We start from the raw sequence: 23,483 nt of genomic DNA, 5'->3' as shown, positions 1-23,483 counted from the left end.
CTCGATTTCACGAGCTTGTTATAAAATTTCAATCGGCCTGTCGAGATGGGGCAGCAGGGCTGGCCTAAAAATTTGAGGTCCGGAGTCCGATTGACTCGCGGTAGAATTGGAACAAAATAGGAACGAACGAGTCGGACCTGTCATCAACCCCCGAGCGAGTCGCCGTGCCCGATCCTGCCACTCTCGACCAGTTGCGCGCAATGCTCAGCGCCATCGACGGCACCGGATTCCGTCGGCGCCCGGTGCTGCCCTTCGGGCTGGAGCGGCTCGATGCGAAGCTGGCGGACGGGGGTCTGCGGCTCGATGCGCTGCACGAGATTGCCGGCGCCACGCCCGATCTGACCGACGATTGCGCCGCCACCACCTTCCTGGGCGGAATCGCCGCGCGCTGCTGGGGGCCGGTGCTGTGGGTGGTGCGACGGCGCGACCTGTTCGCCCCGGGGCTGGCGCAGGTCGGGCTCGATCCCAAGCGCGTGATCTATGCCGAGGCGCGCGACGACGACGAACTGCTCGCGATCATGGAAGAGGGGCTGCGCCATCGCGGCCTCGGCGCGGTGATCGGCGAAGTGAAGCGGCTGGCCATGCCGGCGACGCGGCGGCTGCAACTGGTGGCCGAGGGGGGGCGCACGATCGCCTTGCTGCTCAAGCGCCATGCGCGCGAAGGGAGCGATCCCTTGGGTGCGCCGTCCGCCGCGGTGACGCGGTGGCGGATCGGCTGCGCGCCGTCGGCACCGCTGCCGGTGGAGGGGGTCGGGCGGCCGCGCTGGGAGCTGTCGCTGGCGCGGCAACGTGGGGGGGAATCGTTCCAACTCTTGGTGGAGGCCTGCGATGCAACGGGTCGCTGCGCTCTTCCTGCCCCACTGGTCGCTCGACCGCGCGCGGCGGGCCGAGCGGCGCGCGCTGCCGCCGCCTGAGCGGGCGCACCAAGACGCAACTATTCAGGATCGCCCGGCTTCCGTTCCTGCCCCGCATGCGAGACAGGCTGACGCCACGCATGCGCATGCCATTGCCACCTGCGCTCCCCTTCCGCTTGCGGGGGGGGGCGGGGGAGGGGCTGATCTCAGCATAGTCCACCCCCTCCACGTCAGTCCCTCCCGCAAGCGGGAGGGGAGCGAAAGTGGCGAGCATCTCGCTTCCGTTCAGGCGCTCGCCTCAGCCGAGCAGGAGGCCGCCTGCTCCGTCCAGCGCGGCGGCGGCTGGCGGCCGGGCGCGCGCTGGGCACGGGCCGCGCGCGATGCTGCCATCGCTGCGCTGCCGCCGCACCAGCGACCGCCGCTGCGCGAGCTCGGTCGGCGGAGCGAGGCGGCGGACCACGCCTTCAAGCGGATGCGGCCCGACGAGGGCGGGGCGATGCCGGGTGAGGTGGGGTTGGCGCTGACATCACGTGGGGTTGTTTCGGTCGCTGCTCCACCTGTGCCGCCCCCCCAATCGTCATCCCGGCGAAAGCCGGGATCCATTGCCTTCTCCGTCGAAGAAGAAGCCGAGACCGCCAGGCGAATGGATCCCGGCTTTCGCCGGGATGACGAAGGAGGTGTGGAGACTCCCCGCGTCCTCTCCCGCCGCACCGGCAGCCGCAGCGAAGTCGCCGCCGCCTGCCCCGCAGCAATGACCGCGGGCATCCGCATCGGCATGGCGCTCACCCAGGCCCGCGCGCTGGTGCCCGCGCTCCGCGTCGACCCTGCCGACCCGCACGGCGACCGCGCCGATCTAGAACGGCTGGCGCACAGCCTCGCGCGGCGCTGGTCGCCCAGCGTCACCCTCGCCGGCGAGGACCTGCTGTTCCTCGACCTGACCGGCGTCGCCCATCTCCATGGCGGCGAAGCCAGGATGCTGCGCCGGTTGCACGCGCTGCTCGCTCGGCTGGGCTTTGCCGCCAGGATCGCCGCCGCCGACACGCCCGGCGCCGCCTGGGCCTTTGCGCGCTTCCGTCCCGAGACGCTCCTCCTTTGCCCGCCCGGCGAGCATGGCGCGTGGCTGGCCCCGCTGCCGGTCGAGGCGCTGCGGCTGGAGGGCGATGCGCTGGACCTGCTCCACCGCCTTGGCGTCGACAGCATCGGCCAGCTCGCGGCGCTCCCCCGCGCGCCGCTGGTCCGCCGCTTCGGTACCACAATCGCCGCGCGGCTCGACCAGGCGCTGGGCCGTATTCCCGAACCGGTCGCCCCGGTCACCCCGCCCGAGCCGATCGCCGTCACCCAGCGCTTCGCCGAGCCGATCGCCACCCCCGAGGCGATCGCGCACTGGCTGGGCGACCTCGTCCGCCGCCTCGCCGAAGCGCTGGCGGAAGCCGGGCAGGGCGCGCGCCGAATCGGGCTGGTCGCCGACCGGGTCGACGGCGTGCCGCAGCGGATCGGCATCGGCCTCGCCCGCGCCAGCCGCGATCCCGCGCATCTTCTCCGCCTGCTCGCCCGCCGCATCGACAGCATCGAACCCGGCTATGGCCTCGATGCGATGACGCTGCATTTGCTGCGCAGCGAACCGCTGGGCGCGCTGCCGGTCGACGAGCGGCTGGATGCCGAGACGGTGCCCGATCTCGCGCCGCTGATCGACACGCTGGCGACGCGGATCGGCATGGCGCGGCTGTGGCGGATGCGGCCGGTGGAAAGCGATGTGCCCGAACGCTCGGCCGCCGCCCTCCCGCCGCTCGATCCGCCCGAGCGCGAAGCCCCGCCGCTCAAGGCCGACGATGTCCGCCAGCTGGATCGGCACGCTCCGCTGCCGCCCTGGCACCCCGAATGGCCGCGCCCGATCCGCCTGCTCCGCCGGCCCGAGCGGCTCGACCATGTCGTCGCAGCGCTGCCCGACCAGCCGCCGCGCCGCTTCACCTGGCGCGGCGAGCAGCACGAGGTGGTCCGCGCCGACGGGCCCGAGCGTATCCATGGCGAATGGTGGAAGCGCGCGGTGGAGACCCATGCCACGCGCGACTATTTCCGCGTCGAAGACGAGCGCGGCCGCCGCTACTGGCTGTTCCGCCAGGGCGATGGCGAGCGCGCGGTGACTGGCGATCTCAGCTGGTATCTCCACGGCCTGTTCGGGTGAGCACGGCCATGTATTCCGAACTCCAGGCCACCAGCCATTATTCCTTCCTGCGCGGCGCCTCCGCGCCTTCGGAGCTGTTCGAGGCGGCGGCGGCGTTCGGCATGCCCGCGCTGGGCATTACCGATCACAACAGCGTCGGCGGCATCGTCCGCGGGCTGGTCGCGGCGGAGGCAACCGGCGTGCGGCTGGTCACCGGCTGCCGGCTGGACCTGACCGACGGCAGCGGGGTGCTGGTCTGGCCCGAGGATCTCGCCGCCTGGTCGCGGCTCACCCGGCTGCTCAGCATCGGCAAGGCGCGGGCGGATGCGCAGCATGGCGAGAAGGGGCAGTGCTTCCTCCATTGGGAGGATGTCGCGGGGCATGCCGACGGACTTGTCGCCGCGCTGGTGCCCGGCATGGCGGATAGCGGCGACCCGGCGGCGCTGCGCTGGATGGCGGATGTGTTCGGGGAGCGCGGCCATGTCACGCTCACCCGCCATCGCCGGCCGCAGGAGGCGATGCGGCTGCATGGCCTGGCAGAGGCCGCCGCCGCGCATGGCCTTACCCCGCTCGCCACCGGCGACGTGCTCTATCATCATCCGGACCGGCGGATGCTGCACGACGTGATGACCGCGATCCGCCACACCAGCACGGTCGACGATCTCGGCTTCCGCCGCGCCCGCAGTGCGGATCGGCACCTCAAGCCCCCGCACGAAATGGCACGCCGCTTCGCCGCCTGGCCCGAGGCGCTGCAGGCGGTGGAGGCGATAGTCGAACGCTGCGCCTTCAATCCCCGCGAGCTCGGCAAGCTCTATCGCTACCCGGACGAAGTGGTGATGTCCGGCCGCAGCCCGCAGGCGGCGCTGGCCAAGCTCGCCCGCGATGCGCTCGCCGCGAAGTTCCCGGAAGGGCCACCGGTCGAATATGCCGAACTGCTGGAGAAGGAACTGCGGCTGGTCGAGAAATGCGGCTACGCGCCCTATTTCCTCACCGTCCACTCGATCGTCCGCTTCGCCAGCGCGCAGGAGATTCTGTGCCAGGGGCGCGGGAGCGCGGCCAATTCGCTGATCTGCTTCCTGCTCGGCGTCACCTCGATCGATCCGGTGGTGCACAAATTGCTGTTCGAGCGATTCATCTCCGAGGACCGCGACGAGCCCCCCGATATCGACGTCGATTTCGAGCATGAGCGGCGCGAGGAAGTGATCCAGTGGATCTACGAGACCTATGGCGAACGCCATGCCGCGCTCACCGCCGTGGTCAGCCGCTATCGTACGAGGGGGGCGGTGCGCGAGGTCGGCAAGGCGCTGGGGTTGCCCGAGGACGTCACCGCCGGGCTGGCGGGGCAGGTCTGGGGCTGGTCGAACGAAGGCGTGAGCGAGGCCGATGCCGCCGCGCTCAACCTCGACGCCAGCGAACCGCGCCTCGCGCTGACGCTCGACCTTGCCCGCCAGCTGATCGGTACGCCGCGCCACCGTTCGCAGCATCCGGGCGGCTTCGTGCTGGCCCAGGCCAATCTCGACGAGATCGTGCCAATCGAACCGGCGGCGATGGTCGACCGGCGGGTGATCGAATGGGAGAAGGACGATATCGAGGAGCTCGGCCTGATGAAGGTCGACATTCTTGGGCTCGGCATGCTCGGCTGCATGCGGCGCGCGTTCGATCTGCTCGAGCAGCACAAGGGCGTTAAGCTGACGCTCGCTTCGGATGCGATGCAGGAGGACGATCCCGCGACCTTCGCGATGATCCAGAAGGCCGACACGCTCGGCACCTTCCAGATCGAGAGCCGCGCGCAGATGTCGATGCTGCCGCGGTTGAAGCCCAAGGAGTTCTATGACCTCGTCATCCAGGTCGCGATCGTGCGGCCGGGGCCGATTCAGGGCGACATGGTGCATCCCTATCTGCGCCGGCGCGAGGGCAAGGAAGCGGTCGAGTATCCGAGCGAGGAACTGCGCGACGTGTTGGAGAAGACCTTCGGCGTGCCGCTGTTCCAGGAACAGGCGATGAAGGTCGCCATCGTCGGCGCGGGCTTCAAGCCGGCCGAGGCCGATGCCCTGCGCCGCGCGATGGCGACGTTCAAGTCAACCGGCGGCGTCACGCATTTCAAGGAGAAGATGATCAGCGGGATGCTGGAGAAGGGCTATACCCAGGACTTCGCCGAGCGCACCTTCAAGCAGATCGAGGGCTTTGGCAGCTACGGCTTTCCCGAGAGCCATGCGGCGAGCTTCGCCAAGATCGCCTATGCGTCGAGCTGGATGAAGTGCCACCATCCCGACATCTTCTGCGCGGCGCTGCTCAACGCGCAGCCGATGGGCTTCTATGCCCCGGCGCAGATCGTCCGCGATGCGCGGGAGCATGGCGTCGAGGTGCGCGCGGTATGCGTCAACGACAGCGACTGGGATACGCGGGTGTTGGGGGCCACCATTCCTCCCCGGGCGAAGCTCGGGGAGGGGGACCATGTGCGCCAGCACATGGTGGAGGGGCCGCCGCGCCAGCGGCGGTGGGACGACGAGGTCGGCGAGACCCGCGCCTTCGGCGCGGCCCCTCCACCCCTCGGCTCCGCCGAGCGGTCCCCCTCCCCCAGCAAGCTGGGGGAGGATCTTGGGTTGCTCCCCCTTCGCCTCGGCATGCGGGTGGTGCAGGGCCTCTCCGCCCGCGATGCCGAGGCGATCCTCGTCGCGCGCGCCGAGCGGCCCTTCACCTCGATCGAGGATGTGTGGCGCCGCGCCCGCGTCTCCCCCGCCGCGCTGGAGAAGCTCGCGCGCGCCGATGGCTTCCGCTGCTTCGGCCAGGATCGCCGCCAGGCGCTCTGGGCGATCAAGGCCCTCGACCAGACGCCGCTGCCGCTGTTCGCCGGGATCGAAGGCCCGATCCAGGCGGCCGAGCCCGCGGTGACGCTGACCCCGCTCACTGCCGGGCGCGAGGTGGTGGAGGACTATCGCGCTACCCAGCTGAGTCTCCGCGCGCACCCGCTGCACTTCCTCCGAGGGACGCTCGCCGCGCGGCGGATCCGGCCGTGCGGCGACCTCAGGACGCTCAAGGACGGTGCGCGCGTGGAAGTTGCAGGTATCGTCCTCGTCCGCCAGAAGCCGGGCAGCGCCAAGAGCATCTTCCTGACGCTGGAGGACGAGAGCGGAATCGCCAATGCGATCGTCTGGCCGGCGCGCTTCGCGCTCTACCGCCCGATCATCCTCGCCGCGCCGATGATTGCGGTGCGCGGCCGGCTCCAGCGTGAGGGCGAGGTGCTGCACCTGATCGCCGAGACGATCACCGACCTGACCGACCTGCTGCGCAGCGTCGGTGCGCTCGACCTGCCGCGGATGACGATGCCGGGCGACGGCGCGACGCATGGCGGCACGATCGACTCGCGTGATCGGAAGGTCATCCGCGCCACCGATCCCGCCCATGCCTATCCCAAGCAGCGGACCCCAGAGAGCTGGCCATCGCGGCGCGAGGACCTCATTCCCATCAAGTCGCACGATTTCCACTGATGGCGGGAGCGGCTTTCCCGCTGGAGACCGCTCCCGCGCAGATCAGTCCGCCACCACCGTCTGCTCGATCGTGCCGAAGATCGGGTGGTGCTTGTCGTCCTCTGCCCAGATGCGGATCGTGTCGCCCGCCTTGAGGAACGGCGTCTCGGCCGCGCCGCGCAGGATCGTCTCGACGGTGCGCACCTCGGCGAGGCAGCAATAGCCCTTGCCGCCCTCGCCGATCGGCTTGCCCGGGCCGCCATCGGCGTCGCGGTTGGAGACGGTGCCCGATCCTATGATCGTGCCTGCGCCCAGTGCGCGCGTCTTGGCGGCATGGGCGATCAGCGTGCCGAAATCGAAGGTCATGTCCTCGCCCGCCGCGACACGGCCGAAGGGCTTGCCGTTGAGGTCGACCATCAGCGTGCGGTGGAGCTTGCCGTCCTGCCACCAGTCGCCCAGTGCGTCGGGCGTCACGAACACCGGCGAGAAGGCGCTGGCCGGCTTGGACTGGAAGAAGCCGAAGCCCTTGGCGAGTTCGCCGGGGATGAGGTTGCGCAGGGACACGTCGTTGGTGAGGCCGATCAGCCGCACCCCCGCCAGCGCCTCTTCACGGCTGGCCCCCAGCGGCACGTCGCCGGTCACGACCACCACTTCGGCTTCGAGGTCGCAGCCCCAGCTCTCGTCCTTCAGAGGAATCGAATCGCGCGGGCCCAGGAAGCCGTCCGATCCGCCCTGGTACATCAGCGGATCCTGCCAGAAGCTCTCGGGCAGCTCGGCACCGCGCGCCTGCCGCACCAGCGCGACATGGTTCACATAAGCCGAGCCGTCCGCCCATTGATAGGCGCGGGGCAGGGGTGCCGATGCCTGGCGCTCGTGGAAGCGCATCATCGGGATGGTCTCATGCTCGAGATCGGTGGCGAGATTGCGCAGATCGCCTTCCACCCGCGCCCAATCGTCGAGCGCGGCCTGCAGCGTCGGGGCGATGTGGCTGGCGTCGGCGCACCAGGCGAGATCGTTCGAGACGACGACGAGCTTGCCGTCGCGGCCCTGCTTGAGGCTGGCTAGTTTCATTTGACACCATCTCCTTCGGCGGTCGCCATAGGGCAACTTCGCTCGCCACGGAACCGTACCCCGTTGCTACGTATTTTGCCCAGTCGCATTGACTTAGGGGCGGGCCATGATCAACGAATTGCACATGGCCGCCCCGCTTCGCTTTTTGGATCATAGCGGCGAGATGGCCGAACGCCTCCGCACGTTCGACTGGTCGCGCCATCCGTTCGGTGCGCCCGACACCTGGTGCGAGCCGCTGCGCATCACCGTCGACATGATGCTCGCCTCGCGTTTCCCCAAAGCGCTCTATTGGGGGCCCGAGTTCCGCCTGCTCTACAACGATGCCTGGGCGCCGATCGCGGCGGATCGCCATCCCTGGGCGTTGGGGCGTGCGGGAGGCGAGGTCTGGGCGGAGATCTGGGACGTGGTCGGCCCGCAGATGGAGGACGTGGTCGCCACCGGTCGCGGTTTCGCAGTCTACGACCAGCTGCTGCGGATGGCACGCGACGGCGTGCCGTGCGATACGTGGTGGAACTACAGCTTCACGCCGATCCGCGACGCCGAGGGCCGCGTGCTCGGCATTCTCAACCAGGGCAACGAGACAACGCGGGTGGTGCTCGCCGAGCGCGCCCAGCAGGCCGAGATCGAGCGGCTGCGCGACTATTTCGCGCAGGCGCCCGGCGCGGTGGCGCTGCTCGACGGGCCGGAGCATCGCTTCGTCCTCGCCAATCCCGCATATCTGGACCTGATCGGCCGCGAGGCGGTGGTGGGGCAATCGGTTGCCGAGGCCCTGCCCGAGGTGGTCGAGCAGGGCTATGTCGCGATCCTCGACCAGGTCTATCGCAGTGGCGAGCCCTATCGCGCGCTCGGCCGCGAGATTTTGCTCCAGCGCCGGCAAGGCAGCCCGCCCGAGCGCCGCGTACTCGATTTCGCCTATCAGCCGATCAAGGATTCGCTCGGCGCCTGCACCGGCATCTTCGTCGCCGCCGCCGACATCACCGAGCGCGCCGCCGCCGAAGAAGCGTTGCGGCGGAGCGAGGAGCGGCTGCAGCTCGCGCTCAACGCATCGACGGGGATCGGTACCTGGGACTGGACGGCGGAAAGTGGCCGGGTGACCGGCGACGAGCGTTTCGCCGCGCTGTTCGGCATCGACCCGGAGCGCGTCGCCCGTGGCGGCGCGTTCGATGCGGTGCTCAACTTCATCCATCCCGACGATCGCGCGCGCATCGCGATGGAGGTACGCCAGTCGATCGCCGACCGCGCACCGCTCAAGCTCGAATTCCGCGTATTGCGGGCCGATGGCGAGGTGCGCTGGCTGCTCACCCAGGGGCGCTGCACCTTCGATGCCGAGGGGCATCCGGTCCGCTTCCCCGGCGTCAGCTTCGACATTACCGACCGCAAGCTTGCCGAGGAAGCCGCGCAGGACGCCGCAGACGATCTGCGCTCCGCAACCGAGTCGCAGTCCTTCCTGCACGGCCTGGCCGAGCGTCAGCGCGCGCTCGACATGCCCGACGCGATCATGGAACTCACCGCGGCCGAACTGGGGGCCAGGCTGGGCCTCGCGCGTGTCGGATTCTACCGGGTGGCGGGCGAAGTGATCCACCTGGGCCCGTGCTGGACCGACGGCAGCCTGCCCAAGCTCGCGGGCCAGTGGCGGCTGGATGCGGTGGCGCCGCTGGTCGAGCGCTATCGGCAGGGCCGCACCATCACCTTCGACGACAGCAGCACCGAATTCCCGCATACCGAGCTGAGCAAGCTTTCGCCCTCGGCGATCGGCGTGCCGTTGCTGCGCGGCGGGCAGTGGGTGGCGACCTTCTACGCCAATGGCGCGGGGCCGCGGGCTTGGCGGCCGGAGGAGATCGCCTTCGTCGAGACAGTGGTCGAGACCACCTGGGATTCGGTCGAGCGCGCCGGTGCGGTGCTGGCGCTGCGCGAGAGCGAGGCGAAGTTCCGCGCGATCACCAATTCGATCGATCACATGGTCTGGTCGGCCGATGCCGAAGGCGCGGTCGATTTCTACAATGATCGCTGGTACGATTATACCGGCGTCGAGCGCGGCAGCACCGATGGCGATGCATGGGGGACGGTGCTTCACCCCGGCGACCAGCGCCGCGCGGCGGCGGCGTGGCAGCATTGCGTTCAAACCGGCGACCTCTATCGCATCGAATATCGCATGCGGCACCATAGCGGCATCTATCGCTGGGCGCTGGGCCGCGCGCAGCCGCTGCGCGACGAGACCGGCCGCATCGTGCGCTGGTTCGGCACCAGCACCGACATCCAGGACATCGTCGACGCGCGCGAAGTGCTCGCCCGCTCGCGCGAGGAACTGGAGGCCGCCGTGCGCGAGCGGACCGAGCGGCTGATGGCCGCCGAGGCGCAGCTTCGCCAGGCGCAGAAGATGGAGGCGGTGGGGCAGCTGACCGGCGGCATCGCGCATGATTTCAACAATATGCTCGCGGTGGTGATCGGCGCGCTCGACCTGATGGAGCGCCGCGTCGCGCAGGGGCGGACCGATATCGACCGCTATCTCGTCGCGGCGCGCGACGGGGCGAGCCGCGCGGCGGCGCTGACCCAGCGGCTGCTCGCCTTTTCGCGCCGCCAGCCGCTGGCGCCGACCGCGCTTGACGTCAACGACATGCTCGGCGGGATGATCGAGCTGCTGGTGCGCACGCTGGGCGAAGGCGTGGTGATCGAGACGCAGTTCGCCCGTCGGCTCGATCCTGTGGTGGCAGACCGCAACCAGCTGGAAAATGTCGTGCTCAACCTTGCGGTCAACGGCCGCGATGCGATGCCCGAGGGCGGCACGCTGACGATCGAGACCGAGCAAGTGGCGATCGGGGCCGACGAGGCTGGCCGCTACGAGATCGCCGCGGGCGATTTCGTCGAGATCCGCATTCGGGACACGGGCGTGGGCATGCCGCCCGAGGTGGCGGCGCGCGCCTTCGATCCGTTCTTCACCACCAAGGGCGTCGGCAAGGGCACCGGGCTGGGGCTCAGCCAGGTGTTCGGCTTCGTCCGCCAGTCGGGCGGGCATGTGACGATCGAGAGCGAACCCGGTAAGGGTACCTGCGTGCGGGTGCTGCTGCCGGCGCAGCCCGAGGCGGTGCCTACGCCCGCCGCAAGCGGCGTCACGCGCGAGCTTCCGCGCGGGCAGTCCAGCGAAGTGATCCTCGTCGTCGAGGACGAGGACCGCGTGCGCACCTATTCGGTCGAGGCGCTGCGCGAGCTCGGCTACGGCGTGGTCTTCGCGCGCGACGGGATCGAGGCGCTGCGGCTCCTCGAGCGCGGGCAGAAGGTCTCGCTGCTGTTCAGCGACGTGGTGATGCCCGAGATGAGCGGCCGCGAGCTGGCGACGCGCGTGCGCGAGCGCATGCCCGAGTTGAAGGTGCTGCTCACCAGCGGCTATGCCCCCGATTCGCCCGATCCGGGTGCCGACGAGAACATCCTGCCCAAGCCGTTCGACATCGCCGCGCTGGCCACCGCGATCCGCGCCGCACTGGACGGCTGACGGCAGGAAAGGCTTGACCTTCGGGCGTGCGTTCGCCATTCGCGCCGCGGCTTCGGGCGACGCGTCCGGTTGACCAGTCCCTGCCGCCGAGTCCTGTCGAAGGGCGGCCAGGGTCCGCCCGGCAGGCGGAGGACGTGTATCCATGGCAAATGTGGCAGTGATCGGCGCCCAATGGGGTGACGAAGGCAAGGGCAAGATCGTCGACTGGCTCGCCGAGCGCGCCGACGTGGTCGTCCGCTTCCAGGGCGGGCACAATGCCGGCCACACGCTGGTGATCGGCGAAAAGGTCTACAAGCTCTCGTTGCTCCCCTCGGGCATCGTCCGCGGCACGCCGAGCGTGATCGGCAACGGCGTGGTGCTCGATCCCTGGGCGCTCAAGGCCGAGGTGGAGAAGCTGCGCGAGCAAGGGGTCGACGTGACCCCGGACACGCTCAAGATCGCGGATACCTGCCCGCTGATCCTGCCCTTCCACCGCGATCTCGATGCGCTGCGCGAAGATGCCAGCGGCGCCGGCAAGATCGGCACCACCCGCCGCGGCATCGGCCCCGCCTATGAGGACAAGGTCGGCCGCCGCGCGATTCGGGTGTGCGATCTCGCCAATCTCGACTTGATCGGGCCGCAGGTCGATCGCCTCGCCGCGCACCATGATGCGCTGCGCGCCGGCTTCGGCCAGCCGCCGATCGACCGCGAGGGCCTGCTCAACGAGCTGCGCGGCATCGCCGGCTTCGTGCTGCCCTTCGTCCAGCCGGTGTGGAAGATGCTCAACGAGGCGCGGTCGCGCGGCCGCCGCATCCTGTTCGAAGGCGCGCAGGGCGTGTTGCTCGACATCGACCACGGCACCTATCCGTTCGTCACCTCGTCCAACACCGTGTCGGGCACCGCGGCGAGCGGCAGCGGCATGGGGCCGGGTGCGGTGGGCTTCGTGCTCGGCATCGCCAAGGCCTATACCACCCGCGTCGGATCGGGCCCGTTCCCGACCGAGCAGGATAACGACGTGGGCGAACGGCTCGGCACGCGCGGCCACGAGTTCGGCACCGTCACCGGGCGCAAGCGCCGCTGCGGCTGGCTGGATGCGGTGCTGCTGCGCCAGTCGGTCGCGGTCTCGGGCATTACCGGCATCGCGCTGACCAAGCTGGACGTGCTCGACGGGTTCGAGGAGATCCAGGTCTGCACCGGCTATCGGCTGAACGGTGAGGTTCTGGATTACTACCCCGCCAGTGCGCCCGACCAGGCGGCGGTGGAGCCGATCTACGAGACGATGGAAGGCTGGTCCGAATCGACCTTCGGTGCGCGCAGCTGGGCCGATCTGCCGGCGCAGGCGATCAAGTATATCCGCCGCGTCGAGGAGCTGATCCAGTGCCCGGTGGCGCTGGTCTCGACCAGCCCCGAGCGCGAGGACACGATCCTCGTCCGAGATCCCTTCGCCGACTGACGCGAAAACGCCCGGCCCTCGAGGGAGGGCCGGGCGTCTCGGAGCTCGAGGCGAGGGGCTGAAAGGGGGAAAGGCCCCGCGCCGAACTACGCTGATTAGCGCGGACGCTTGCGCTTCGGCTTGTCGCCGGTCTGGTCACCCATGGTCGAATCCGTGGTGGTCGTGCTCGGATCGGTGGGCGAGGTCGTCGTCGTGGTCGACGAATCCGGCGTGCTCATCGTGCCCGAACCGGTCGTGCCGCCCGGCGTCGTCGTGGTCGACGGGTTCATCGACGGATCGGTCGGCGATGTCGACGGCTGGCCCGGCGTGGTGCTCTGGTCCATGGTCGAGCCGCCCGGCGTCGTCTGGCCCGGCGTGGTCTGCTGCGCGAAGGCGGCCGGTGCGGCGATCAGCGTAGCAGCGGCAAGAATGGTCTTGATGTACATTACACGGCATCCTTCTGTTGATTATGCCAACGGAAGGTTAACCATCAAATGCCCAAGAAGTCTCATCGGTTGATTTCGATTAGCCGATAAAAGCGAACGTGTCAGGGCCGAGTCGAGCGCAAGATCAGCCGACCTGCGCCCGATGCAGCAATTTCTGATCCGCCAGTACCAGCGCGACCATTGCTTCGACCACAGGTACGCCGCGGATGCCGACGCACGGGTCGTGGCGGCCCTTGGTGCGGATCTCGCTGGCCTCGCCCTCGCGGGTGACGGTCTCGACCGGGATCAGGATCGAGCTGGTCGGCTTGAACGCGACGCGCATCCGCACCGGCTGGCCGGTGGCGATGCCGCCTGCGATGCCGCCTGCATGGTTGGCGAGGAAGTCGACGCCGCCATCGCCGCGCGGCCGCATCGCATCGGCATTCTCCTCGCCGCGCAAGCCTGCCGCCGCGAAGCCGTCGCCGATCTCGAAGCCCTTCACGGCGTTGATCGACATGCAGGCCGCCGCCAACTCGCTGTCGAGCTTGGCGTAGAGCGGCGCGCCCCAGCCGGCGGGCACGCCGGTGGCCTCGCAAGTGACGACGGCGCCGAGCGAGGAGCCGTCCTTGCGCGCGGCATCGACCAGCGCTTCCCAGCGGGCGGCCGCCTCCGGATCGGGGCAGAAGAAGGGGTTGTTGGCGATCTCGGCCGCGTCGAACTTCGCATAGTCGATCGCGTCACCGCCGATCGCTTCGACCCAGGCGGTGATCGTCACCTCCGGGATCACCAGCCGCGCGACCGCGCCCGCTGCTACCCGCGCCGCGGTCTCGCGCGCCGAGGAACGGCCGCCGCCGCGATAGTCGCGGAAGCCGTATTTCTGGTCATAGGCAAAGTCGGCATGGCCGGGGCGATAGGCCCTGGCGACCTCCGAATAGTCCTTGGAGCGCTGGTCGACATTGTCGATGTGCAGCGCGATCGGGGTACCGGTGGTGCGCCCCCCGAACACGCCGGAGAGGATGCGGACCTGGTCCGGCTCCTGCCGCTGCGTGGTGAAGCGCGACTGGCCGGGGCGGCGGCGATCGAGAAAGGGCTGGATGTCGCCCTCGCTCAAGCTCAGCCCCGGGGGGCAGCCATCGACCACCGCGCCGAGCGCGGGGCCATGGCTCTCGCCCCAGGTGGTGAAGCGGAACACGCGACCGAAGCTGTTGAACGACATCGGCGCACGCCCTCCGTCTGGGTTGAAACCGCGGGCCGTTTCGCAGGTGTCGCGTGCGGCTGCAACCCGTTCGGCGGGGGCGGGGCGAGCAGCGCGAGCTTTTGAAGTTGCGGTATGGGCGTGTTAGTCGCGGAACTGGGGGCTGCGCTTCTGCAGGTTGGCTGTCACCGCCTCGATCTGGTTCGGCGTGCGGAGCAGCGCCGCCTGCTCGACGCTCTCGGCCAGCAATACCGCGGCTGCGTCGCCTTCGTGATTGGCGAGGCGCTTGGCGGCGCGGATCGCGTCCGGATTGCGAGCGGCGATCGCATGGGCGAGCGTCATTGCTTCGGCATGCGGATCCTCCGCCAACCGGGTGACGAAGCCGAACGTATGCGCGTCCGCCGCATCGAACTCGCGGGCGGTATAGGTGAGCTCGCGCAGCACGTCGTCGCGCACGGTGCCGCGCCAAAGCACGAAGCCGCCCATGTCCGGCACGATGCCCCATTTCAGCTCCATCACCGACAGCCGAGTCTCGGGTGCGGCGACCCGGATGTCGGCACCGCTCGCAATCTGCAGCCCGCCGCCGAATGCGACGCCGTGCACCGCCGCGATCACGGGCACTGGCAGCGTCCGCCAGCCCCAGGCGACCTGTTGGAAGCTGTTGGCCAGTCCGTGCGTCCGCGCCGCGATGTCGACGCCCGCGCCGACATTGGCCATGCTCGCCATGTCCAGCCCCGCGCAGAAGGCGCGGCCTTCGCCGGAAAGGACCGCCGCGCGCAGGCCGGCGGTCTGGCCGAGCGTGTCGATCGCCGTCAGCAGTCCTTCGATCATGGCGGGATCGAGCGCGTTCATCTTTTCCGGCCGGTTCAGCCGCACATCGGCGACGCCGCCCTCGATGGTCCAGGTCACGCGCTCGCTCATTCCGGCATCCTCTCTTGTTGCCCGCCAATGTGCGGCGAAGCATTTGCGCGGGCAAGATGGTGGCGCTAGAAAAACGGGTATGTCCCAGTCCAGCGATCCCCCGGCGCCGCCCCGGTTCGATCCGCGCGCCTTCTTCGCGCTCCGCTTTCCCAACCATGGCAGCCGCCTGGGTGTCGCGCACCGCGATCATGGCGACGACTGGTCCGAGCTGGAGCTGCCCTGGCGCGCCGACCTGGTGGGGCAGGAGGAGACCGGCGTGCTCGCCTCGGGGCCGATCCTGGCGCTGATGGACATGGCGAGCAGCGTCGCCGTGTGGCTCAAGGTCGGCAAGTTCCTGCCGCATGCGACGCTCGACCTCCGGATCGACTATCTGCGGCCGGCGCGGACGGGCCAGACGGTGATCGGGCGCTGCGAATGCTATCGGCTGACGCGTTCGATCGCGTTCGTCCGCGGGCAGGCGCATGACGGCGATCCGGCCGATCCGCTCGCGCATGTCGCCGGCACCTTCATGGCGGCGGAGGGATACTGGTGAAGCTGCCTCCTTATGCCGAGCTGCTGGGGCTTACCGTCGAGCCGGGCGCGGATGCGCCGGTATTGGTCATGCCCTTTTCCGGCGATGTCGTCGGGCGACCGGGGTTCCTGCACGGCGGTGCGATCGGCGGGTTGCTCGAGATGGCCGCGGTCGGCGCGCTGCTCCAGGCGCTGGAGGCGGAAGGCGGGGCGAAGGTGAAGCCGGTCAACGTCACCGTCGATTACATGCGCGGCGGGCGCGAGAAGGAGACGCGGGCCAGGGGCACGGTGACGCGGCTGGGCAACAGGGTGGCGAATGTCAGCGCGGTGGCGTGGCAGGACGAGGAAGACCGCCCGATCGCCGCCGCGCGGATGAACTTTTTGATCGTGCGGTAATGCAAATCCTCCCCCGGCGGGGGAGGGGGACCGCGCTGCGCAGCAGCGTGGTGGAGGGGCCGCGCCGCCAGGCGCGCTTCGCCTTGGCATTGAGCGGAAACCGCCGCTTGCGCGGCGGCCCCTCCACCACCGCCTGCGGCGGCGGTCCCCCTCCCCGAGCTGCGCCCGGGGAGGAATGTCACGGCTTCACTTCTTCGGAGTCACCCGCATCAGCCAGCCGCCATCGCCCTTGGCGCCGTCCTGCAGCAGCCAGAGCGAGCCGTCCGGCCCCTGCGCCACGTCGCGGATGCGCATGTCGAGGTTCCACTGGTCGGCCTTGCGGGCATTGGTGCCGTCGAGCGCGATGCGGATGAGGGCTTGGCCGGACATCGCGCCCATCAGCAGCGAGCCCTTCCACTGCGGGAACTCGCTCCCGGTGTAATAGATCAGCCCCGAGGGCGAGATCGACGGCGCCCAGTGGAGCTTGGGCAGCTCATAGCCGTCGCCCGCCTTGGGCTTGGGGATCGGCTTGTTGTTGTAATTCTCGCCGAACGAGACGTTGGGCCAGCCATAGTTGCGACCCTTGACGATCAGGTTTAGCTCGTCGCCGCCCTGCGGGCCCATCTCGTGCTCCCACAGATTGCCCGACGCATCGAAGACGAGGCCATAGGGATTGCGATGCCCGCTGCTCCAGATCGCGGCCGGCGCCGGGTTGGGGCCGTCGAAGGCGAAGGGGCGGCCCTTGGCGGTCTTGGCGGCTTCGGTGTCCTCGGGGGGATCGATAACCTGCACGCTGGTGGCGCCAACCTTGCCCGCATCCGGATTGTCCGAGGCCGGCTTGCCGTCGAGCGTCAGGTGCAGGATCTTGCCGATCGCCTGGTTGGGATCCTGCGCGGGGGTGAAGCGCTGGCGCTCGCCCGAGGAGAGGAACAGCGACTTGCCGTCGGGTGCGAAGGCGATCACCGCGCCGAACTGGCCGCCGTCGCCGTCCGCGCCCGAGCGGAACAGCACCTCCACATTGTCGAGTCGCGGCGCCATCGCCTTGCCGCGGGTAAGCTTGGCGCGGGCGAGCGCGAGCGCGCTGCCGTTGGCGCGCGGCTCCGAATAGGTGAAGTAGATGGTGTTGCTGCTGGCGAAGTCCGGTGCGGGCGCCACGTCGAGCAGGCCGCCCTGGCCGCCGGCGGCGACCTTGGGCACCCCGGTCACCGCCTGCGCCTTCTGGTTGACCTCCCAAACTTGCAGCTGCCCGGCCTTCTCGGTCACGAGTGCGGCGCCGTCGGGCAGGAAGGCGAGCGCGAAGGGCGAATCGAAATCGGCGACGCGGATCGCGGTGAACGGCACGCCCTCCGGCAGCGGGGCGGGCGTGCCGCTCGGCACCGGCAACGGTGTCGGCGTGTCGGCCGTCCCGGTCGGCTGCTGGGCATTGGAGCCGGGCGACGAGCAGGCGGTGGCGAACAATATCGGTATCAGCAACAGCGAACGGGGCATGGGGAATCCTCTCCGGCGATGGTTCGGTCGCGAACGCAGCCGGTTTTACAGCGCGTTGCAACGACTTTCGTTCGCGAAAAGATGCAAGGTGCGAGGCGCCCCCTTGCTCCGGCGCACGTGATTGCGTATATCGCGGATGCTTTCTCGGACATCGTCAAACATGATCGAGGTCGGCGCCGCCAGGCACCGGCACCGAAGCTGCTTGATTTCAACCGGAGACGTGTGTGGCGAATCTCGCCGAACTGGCCAAGATGATCGAAACCGAAGCGCAGGCGCTGGGCTTTGCCCTGGTGCGCGTGAAGATGTTCGGCGGCCAGAGCGATCCCACGCTGCAGATCATGGCCGAGCGTCCGGATACGCGCCAGCTGACGATCGACGATTGCGCCGATCTGTCGCGCCGCATCTCGGACCTGCTCGACCGGCTGGAAGCCGAGGGTCGCGATCCGATCGACCATGCCTATCGGCTGGAAGTCAGCTCGCCGGGCATCGACCGGCCGCTCACCCGGCTGCAGGATTTCGAGGACTGGAAGGGCCATGAGGCCCGCATCACGCTCGCCGAGAAGCTTGACGGGCGCAAGCAGTTCAAGGGCGATCTCGCCGGCATCGACAAGGACGCGGGCACCATCACGATCGTGACGCAGGACGAGACGCACCATGTGCTCCCGTTCGCGGCGATCGAGGATGCCAAGCTGACGATGACCGATCGCCTGATCGCCGCCACCGCGCCGCTCTCTGCCGAGGGCGCCGACAAGATTATCGAAGTAGAAGGATAAGCCCGGATGGCCACCGCCATTTCTGCCAACAAGGCCGAGCTGCTCGCGATCGCCGATTCGGTCGCGAAGGAAAAGCTGATCGACAAGGCCATCGTCATCGAGGCGATGGAAGACGCGATCCAGCGCGCCGCGAAGAACCGCTACGGCGTCGAGAACGACATTCGCGCGAAGCTCGATCCGGTTTCGGGCGATCTGCGCCTGTGGCGCGTCGTCGAAGTGGTCGAGCAGGTCGACGATTATTTCAAGCAGGTCGACCTCAAGGGTGCCGAGAAGCTCCAGAAGGGCGCGAAGGTCGGCGACTTCATCGTCGATCCGCTGCCCCCGATCGAGTTCGGCCGCATCCAGGCGCAGGCCTCGAAGCAGATCATCTTCCAGAAGGTTCGCGACGCCGAGCGCGAGCGCCAGTATGACGAGTTCAAGGACCGGGTGAACGAGATCATCACCGGTGTGGTGAAGCGCGTCGAGTTCGGCCATGTCGTCGTCGACCTGGGCCGCGCCGAAGGCGTGATCCGCCGCGACCAGCAGATCCCGCGCGAAGTGGTGCGCGTCGGCGATCGCGTCCGCTCGGTGGTGCTCAACGTCCGCCGCGAGAATCGCGGGCCGCAGATCTTCCTGAGCCGGGCGCACCCCGAGTTCATGAAGAAGCTGTTCGCGCAGGAAGTGCCTGAAATCTACGACGGCATCATCGAGATCAAGGCCGCCGCCCGCGACCCGGGCAGCCGCGCCAAGATCGGCGTGATCAGCCATGACGGCTCGATCGATCCGGTCGGCGCCTGCGTCGGCATGAAGGGCAGCCGCGTGCAGGCCGTCGTGCAGGAGATGCAGGGCGAGAAGATCGACATCATCCCCTGGTCGCCGGACACCGCCACCTTCGTCGTCAACGCGCTGCAGCCGGCGAACGTCAGCCGCGTCGTGATCGACGAGGAAGAGGACCGCATCGAAGTGGTCGTCCCCGACGATCAGCTGAGCCTGGCGATCGGCCGTCGCGGCCAGAATGTGCGCCTGGCGTCGCAGCTGACCGGCAAGGCGATCGACATCCTCACCGAGGCGGATGCGAGCGAGAAGCGCCAGAAGGAATTCGTCGAGCGTTCGGAGATGTTCCAGAACGAGCTCGACGTCGACGAGACGCTGGCCCAGCTGCTGGTCGCCGAAGGCTTCGGCGCGCTGGAAGAAGTCGCCTATGTCGAGATCGAGGAGCTCGCGACCATCGAGGGCTTCGACGAGGACCTCGCGCAGGAACTCCAGAACCGCGCCCAGGAAGCGCTGGAGCGCCGCGAGGAAGCCAATCGCGAGGCACGCCGCGCGTTGGGCGTCGAGGACGCCCTCACCACCATGCCGTACCTCACCGAAGCGATGCTGGTCACGCTCGGCAAGGCGGGCATCAAGACGCTCGACGACCTCGCCGACCTGGCGACCGACGAGCTGGTCGAGAAGAAGCGCGCCGAGCCGCGTCGCCGCGGCGACGACACCCCCCGCAAGGAGCCCAAGGGCGGCATCCTGGCGGAGTATGGCCTGAGCGACGAACAGGGCAACGAGATCATCATGGCGGCCCGCGCCCATTGGTTCGCCGATGAAGAACCTGCGGAAGCAGGCGAGGAGGACGCAATTGCGGACTCCGAACAATGATACGCGCCGACTGACATTGGCACCGGTCATCCCCTCTCTCGGCAACGGGAGGGGACGATGACCGACGCGGTTCGCACCTGCATCCTGTCGCGCGAGGAATCGCCGCGGGAAGGGCTGATCCGACTCGTGCTTTCGCCCGAGGGCGAGGTGCTGCCCGACATTCGTGCCAAGGCCCCCGGCCGCGGCGCCTGGATCTCCGTCGACAAGGCGGGGCTGGCGGCGTCGCGCGACAAGGGCAAGCTGAAGGGCGCCCTCTCGCGCAGCTTCCGCACCGGCGAGATCCGCATTCCCGACGATCTGGAAGACCGGATCGCCGCCCAGCTGCAGCGCGCCGCGCTCGACCGGCTGGGGCTGGAGGCGAAGGCTGGCTATGTGGTGATCGGCGCCGAGCGGATCGAAAAGGCCGCGCGCAGCGGCCGACTCCATCTGCTGCTCCACGCATCCGACGCCCGCGACGACGGCAGCCGAAAGCTGGCCCAGGCGTGGCGGGTTGGCTCGGATCGGGAAGGTTCTGCCCTCAAGGGCTTAACATTGCCGGTCTCGCGCACCATATTGTCCTTGGCGTTAGGCCGCGAAAATGTGGTACACGCCGGACTCATCGACGCCCGGGCGGCGCAACGGACGAGCGAAGCGCTCGATCGCTGGCTGCACTTTATCGGACCCGAACCTGATCCCGTGTCTTGCGATTCCGAATCGCAAGGCGCATCGGCTTTGCCGTCCGCCGTGCCATTGACGACGAACATTATCGAGGAACTTGAGTAGCCGCATGAGCGACACCGAAAACGACAAGCCGAAACTGGGCATGCGCGCACCGCTGGGTCTGAAGCGCACGGTGGAAACCGGCAAGGTGAAGCAGAGCTTCAGCCATGGCCGTTCCAACACCGTGGTCGTGGAGGTCAAGCGTCGCCGTGTTCTCGGCCCGCAGGGTGCGCCGATCGACGAGTCGACGCCGGCCCCTGCCGCTGCGCCCGAGGCTCCGGCTGCTCAGGCTCCCCGTCCCGCTGCCCCGCAGCAGCAGGCGCCGCGTGCCGCTGCCCAGCCGCCGCGCAAGCCGATGGACAATCTCTCCCCGCAGGAGCGTCAGGCCAAGCTGCTCCGCGAGGCCGAGGAACAGCGCATGCAGGCGCTGGAGGAAGCGCGTCGTCGCGACGAGCGCCTCCGTGCCGAGGCGCAGGAAGAAGAGCGTCGCCGCGCCGAAGAGCGTGCCCGTGCCCAGACCGAGGCGGCTGCCGCCCCGGTTGAAGCCGCCGCACCCGAGCCGACGCCGGCTCCTGCGCCCGCCCCGGAACCGAAGCCGAACGTGGTAGCGGAGGCTCCGGCCCCCGCGCCCGCTCCGACGCCGGAACCGACTCCCGCGCCCGCGCCTGCTCCGGCGGCACCTCCTGCCGCTGCCCCGCAGCAGCCGGCGGCGCCCAAGCCGGCCCAGCCGCAGGCCGCAGCGCCGAAGCCTGCCGCGCCCGCGCAGCCGCCGCGCCGTCCGATCCCGCAGGGTCCGATCACGCTGCAGCTCGATGCGTCGCTGCCCGCGCCGCGCCGCTTCACGCCGGTCGTGCGTCCGGAAATTCCCAAGCCGCAGCCCAAGCCCGAGCCGCAGCAGGCAGCCCCTGCCGCGACCCAGCAGACGCAGCAGGCACCGCAGCAGAACCAGAACCAGCAGCGTCCCGCCGCTGGCGCCGGTGCCGCGCGTCCGGCCCCTTCGGGTCCCGGCGCTGCGCCGCGCCGCCCGGGTGCCGATCCGGCCAAGCCGTCGCGCGACCGCAAGGGCGACGATCGCCGCCAGTCGGGCAAGCTCACCGTTACGCGTGCGCTCGGTGGCGACGATGGTGCGCGTGCGCGTAGCCTCGCGGCGCTGAAGCGCGCCCGTGAGAAGGAGCATCGCCGCTCCTATGGCGGCCCGCGCGAGCCGCAGGTCAAGCAGGTCCGCGACGTGGTGGTGCCCGAGGCGATCACCGTGCAGGAACTCGCCAACCGCATGGCCGAAAAGGGTGCGGACCTGGTGAAGGCCCTGTTCAAGATGGGCATGATGGTCACGGTCAATCAGTCGATCGACCAGGATACCGCCGAACTGCTGGTCACCGATTTCGGTCACAACGTGCAGCGCGTCAGCGAGAGCGACGTTGATCTCCAGATCGATACCGAGCTCGATCCCGAGGACAAGCTGCAGCCGCGCCCGCCGGTCGTCACGATCATGGGTCACGTCGACCACGGCAAGACCTCGCTGCTCGACGCGCTGCGCGGCACCGATGTGGTGCGCGGCGAAGCCGGTGGCATCACCCAGCATATCGGCGCCTATCAGGTCACCCTGAAGGACAAGTCGAAGATCACCTTCCTCGACACGCCGGGCCACGAAGCCTTCTCGGAGATGCGCGCACGCGGTGCCAACGTCACCGACATTGTGGTGCTGGTGGTGGCCGCGAACGACGGGCTGATGCCGCAGACGATCGAGGCGATCAATCACACCAAGGCGGCTGGCGTGCCGATGATCGTGGCGATCAACAAGGTCGACCTCGACAGCGCCAACCCGCAAAAGGTGCGCGAGCGCCTGCTCGAGCACGAGGTGATCGTCGAGGAGATGGGTGGCGACGTCCAGAACGTCGAAGTCTCGGCGCTGAAGAAGATCGGCCTCGACGCGCTGATCGAGAAGATCCAGCTCCAGGCCGAACTGCTTGAACTGCGCGCCAACCCCGATCGCGAGGCCGAGGGCACCGTGATCGAGGCCAAGCTCGACAAGGGCCGCGGCCCGGTCGCGACGATCCTCGTCAACCGCGGCACGCTGCGCGTGGGCGACGTGTTCGTCGTCGGCGCGGAGAGCGGCAAGGTCCGTGCGATGATCGACGACAAGGGTCGCCAGATCAAGGAAGCGGGCCCGGCGATGCCGGTCGAGGTGCTCGGCATCTCGGGCGTGCCGTCGGCCGGCGATCCGATGCAGGTGGTCGAGAGCGAAGCGCGTGCCCGCGAGGTTGCGGAATATCGCCAGGGCGTGCTGCTCCAGAAGCGCACGACGCAGGCACCGGCGAGCCTGGAGAGCATGTTCTCCGCGCTCAAGGACAAGCAGGCGATCGAATATCCGGTGGTGGTCAAGGCCGACACGCAGGGTTCGACCGAAGCGATCGTGGGTGCGCTCGGCAAGCTGGGCAATGACGACATCCGCGTGCGCATCCTGCACTCGGGCGTGGGCGGCATCACCGAGAGCGACGTTTCGCTGGCAGCGGCCAGCGGTGCGCCGATCATCGGCTTCAACGTCCGTGCCAACGCCAAGGCGCGCGAGATCGCCGAGCGGAACAAGGTGGCGTTGAAGTATTACGACGTCATCTACGACCTTACCGACGAGATCCGCGCCGGCATGGCGGGCGAGCTGGGTCCGGAAGCGTTCGAGACCGTGGTGGGCCGTGCCGAGATCAAGGAAGTCTTCTCGGCGGGCAAGCACGGCAAGGCAGCCGGTCTGCTGGTCGTCGACGGCTTCATCCGCAAGGCGCTCAAGGCACGCATCACGCGCAACGACGTCATCATCTACACCGGCGAGATCGCTTCGCTGCGTAGGTTCAAGGACGACGTCGCCGAAGTACGCGCAGGTCTCGAGTGCGGCGTGACGTTCACGCAGAACTTCGTGGACATCAAGGCCGGCGATTACCTCGAAACCTACGAAGTCGAGCTGCGCGAACGTACGCTGTAATCGGGCAGGCCGTCGATGGACACCTTTTGTTCCTCGACAGCTTTGC

16 protein-coding genes are annotated in these 23,483 nt (G+C 68.9%); 11 read left to right on the top strand and 5 right to left on the bottom strand.

From position 1 onward, the window contains the following. The first annotated feature begins 200 nt into the window (after positions 1-200). The 3 genes from CA234_RS08380 (at position 201) to CA234_RS08370 (ending at position 6,503) form a co-directional block, all read left to right on the top strand. Positions 201-914 carry a protein ImuA gene (locus CA234_RS08380; protein ID WP_125975107.1) on the top strand — a complete coding sequence of 238 codons (714 nt, stop codon included), beginning with the start codon at positions 201-203 and terminating at the stop codon, positions 912-914. 619 nt (positions 915-1,533) lie between these two features. Further along, positions 1,534-3,036: a DNA polymerase Y family protein gene (locus CA234_RS08375; RefSeq protein WP_241213371.1), complete on the top strand. Its 1,503-nt coding sequence runs from the start codon at positions 1,534-1,536 to the stop codon at positions 3,034-3,036. 8 nt (positions 3,037-3,044) lie between these two features. Further along, positions 3,045-6,503 (top strand): error-prone DNA polymerase, encoded by a 3,459-nt coding sequence (locus tag CA234_RS08370; RefSeq protein ID WP_126001358.1) that lies wholly within the window; start codon positions 3,045-3,047, stop codon positions 6,501-6,503. Positions 6,504-6,545: 42 nt separating this feature from the next. On the opposite strand, the gene CA234_RS08365 is transcribed toward CA234_RS08370, so the two are convergent. Further along, positions 6,546-7,553, bottom strand: a complete 1,008-nt coding sequence (locus CA234_RS08365; RefSeq protein ID WP_125974984.1) for a fumarylacetoacetate hydrolase family protein — start codon at positions 7,551-7,553, stop codon at positions 6,546-6,548. A gap of 124 nt (positions 7,554-7,677) precedes the next feature. On the opposite strand from CA234_RS08365, the gene CA234_RS08360 reads away from it, so the two are divergent. Both CA234_RS08360 and CA234_RS08355 read left to right on the top strand, forming a co-directional pair. Next, positions 7,678-11,040 (top strand): PAS domain-containing protein, encoded by a 3,363-nt coding sequence (locus CA234_RS08360; protein ID WP_241213370.1) that lies wholly within the window; start codon positions 7,678-7,680, stop codon positions 11,038-11,040. Positions 11,041-11,182: 142 nt separating this feature from the next. Then, the gene (locus CA234_RS08355) at positions 11,183-12,472 is read left to right on the top strand and encodes an adenylosuccinate synthase (protein ID WP_126001357.1); all 1,290 of its coding nucleotides are present in this window, start codon (positions 11,183-11,185) and stop codon (positions 12,470-12,472) included. A gap of 95 nt (positions 12,473-12,567) precedes the next feature. Here CA234_RS08355 and CA234_RS08350 read toward each other — a convergent pair whose 3' ends face one another. The 3 genes from CA234_RS08350 to CA234_RS08340 all read right to left on the bottom strand — a co-directional run bounded on the left by CA234_RS08350 (position 12,568) and on the right by CA234_RS08340 (position 14,992). Further along, positions 12,568-12,897, bottom strand: coding sequence for a hypothetical protein (locus tag CA234_RS08350; RefSeq protein ID WP_126001356.1), 330 nt, complete (start codon positions 12,895-12,897; stop codon positions 12,568-12,570). Positions 12,898-13,021: 124 nt separating this feature from the next. Then, entirely contained in the window at positions 13,022-14,092 is a 1,071-nt protein-coding gene (gene aroC / locus CA234_RS08345) for a chorismate synthase (protein ID WP_125974992.1), read from the bottom strand. A 123-nt stretch (positions 14,093-14,215) separates the two neighbouring features. Continuing rightward, positions 14,216-14,992 carry a crotonase/enoyl-CoA hydratase family protein gene (locus CA234_RS08340; RefSeq protein WP_126001355.1) on the bottom strand — a complete coding sequence of 259 codons (777 nt, stop codon included), beginning with the start codon at positions 14,990-14,992 and terminating at the stop codon, positions 14,216-14,218. Positions 14,993-15,071: 79 nt separating this feature from the next. Here CA234_RS08340 and CA234_RS08335 point away from each other — a divergent pair, with 79 nt between their 5' ends. Continuing rightward, positions 15,072-15,524: a PaaI family thioesterase gene (locus CA234_RS08335; protein WP_125974996.1), complete on the top strand. Its 453-nt coding sequence runs from the start codon at positions 15,072-15,074 to the stop codon at positions 15,522-15,524. Next, on the top strand, positions 15,521-15,898 hold the full coding sequence (locus CA234_RS08330) for a PaaI family thioesterase (RefSeq protein ID WP_126001354.1): 378 nt from the start codon (positions 15,521-15,523) through the stop codon (positions 15,896-15,898). Before CA234_RS08335 ends, CA234_RS08330 begins: the two co-directional genes overlap by 4 nt. Positions 15,899-16,084: 186 nt before the next feature. Here the strand turns inward: CA234_RS08330 and CA234_RS08325 are convergent, their stop codons facing one another. Then, entirely contained in the window at positions 16,085-17,365 is a 1,281-nt protein-coding gene (locus tag CA234_RS08325) for a PQQ-dependent sugar dehydrogenase (RefSeq protein WP_126001353.1), read from the bottom strand. A 224-nt stretch (positions 17,366-17,589) separates the two neighbouring features. Between CA234_RS08325 and rimP the strand changes: the two genes are divergently transcribed. From rimP to infB, 4 genes are read left to right on the top strand one after another with little or no spacing between them, the layout of a single operon-like run. Next, positions 17,590-18,138, top strand: a complete 549-nt coding sequence (rimP, locus tag CA234_RS08320; RefSeq protein WP_125975002.1) for a ribosome maturation protein RimP — start codon at positions 17,590-17,592, stop codon at positions 18,136-18,138. A gap of 6 nt (positions 18,139-18,144) precedes the next feature. Further along, positions 18,145-19,764 (top strand): transcription termination factor NusA, encoded by a 1,620-nt coding sequence (nusA, locus tag CA234_RS08315; RefSeq protein WP_126001352.1) that lies wholly within the window; start codon positions 18,145-18,147, stop codon positions 19,762-19,764. Between the two features lie 57 nt (positions 19,765-19,821). Further along, positions 19,822-20,526, top strand: a complete 705-nt coding sequence (locus CA234_RS08310; RefSeq protein ID WP_126001351.1) for a DUF448 domain-containing protein — start codon at positions 19,822-19,824, stop codon at positions 20,524-20,526. A 4-nt stretch (positions 20,527-20,530) separates the two neighbouring features. Further along, on the top strand, positions 20,531-23,437 hold the full coding sequence (gene infB, locus CA234_RS08305) for a translation initiation factor IF-2 (RefSeq protein WP_126001350.1): 2,907 nt from the start codon (positions 20,531-20,533) through the stop codon (positions 23,435-23,437). Positions 23,438-23,483: the final 46 nt, after the last annotated feature.

The sequence above is a fragment of the Sphingomonas sp. ABOLE genome, from assembly GCF_003950455.1.
GTDB classification, from domain to species: domain Bacteria; phylum Pseudomonadota; class Alphaproteobacteria; order Sphingomonadales; family Sphingomonadaceae; genus Sphingomonas; species Sphingomonas trueperi.
Note: the sequence above shows the minus strand (reverse complement) of the source record. Positions and strands in the feature narration are given on the sequence as shown.

Excerpts from the sequence above, each read along its gene's own strand:
- aroC (WP_125974992.1), bottom strand. The coding sequence starts at position 14,092 with ATGTCGTTCAACAGCTTCGGTCGCGTGTTCCGCTTCACCACCTGGGGC.
- CA234_RS08380 (WP_125975107.1), top strand. The coding sequence starts at position 201 with ATGCTCAGCGCCATCGACGGCACCGGATTCCGTCGGCGCCCGGTGCTG.
- CA234_RS08365 (WP_125974984.1), bottom strand. The coding sequence starts at position 7,553 with ATGAAACTAGCCAGCCTCAAGCAGGGCCGCGACGGCAAGCTCGTCGTC.
- CA234_RS08360 (WP_241213370.1), top strand. The coding sequence starts at position 7,678 with ATGGCCGCCCCGCTTCGCTTTTTGGATCATAGCGGCGAGATGGCCGAA.
- CA234_RS08340 (WP_126001355.1), bottom strand. The coding sequence starts at position 14,992 with ATGAGCGAGCGCGTGACCTGGACCATCGAGGGCGGCGTCGCCGATGTG.
- CA234_RS08335 (WP_125974996.1), top strand. The coding sequence starts at position 15,072 with ATGTCCCAGTCCAGCGATCCCCCGGCGCCGCCCCGGTTCGATCCGCGC.
- CA234_RS08370 (WP_126001358.1), top strand. The coding sequence starts at position 3,045 with ATGTATTCCGAACTCCAGGCCACCAGCCATTATTCCTTCCTGCGCGGC.
- CA234_RS08350 (WP_126001356.1), bottom strand. The coding sequence starts at position 12,897 with ATGTACATCAAGACCATTCTTGCCGCTGCTACGCTGATCGCCGCACCG.
- nusA (WP_126001352.1), top strand. The coding sequence starts at position 18,145 with ATGGCCACCGCCATTTCTGCCAACAAGGCCGAGCTGCTCGCGATCGCC.
- CA234_RS08325 (WP_126001353.1), bottom strand. The coding sequence starts at position 17,365 with ATGCCCCGTTCGCTGTTGCTGATACCGATATTGTTCGCCACCGCCTGC.
- infB (WP_126001350.1), top strand. The coding sequence starts at position 20,531 with ATGAGCGACACCGAAAACGACAAGCCGAAACTGGGCATGCGCGCACCG.
- CA234_RS08355 (WP_126001357.1), top strand. The coding sequence starts at position 11,183 with ATGGCAAATGTGGCAGTGATCGGCGCCCAATGGGGTGACGAAGGCAAG.
- CA234_RS08310 (WP_126001351.1), top strand. The coding sequence starts at position 19,822 with ATGACCGACGCGGTTCGCACCTGCATCCTGTCGCGCGAGGAATCGCCG.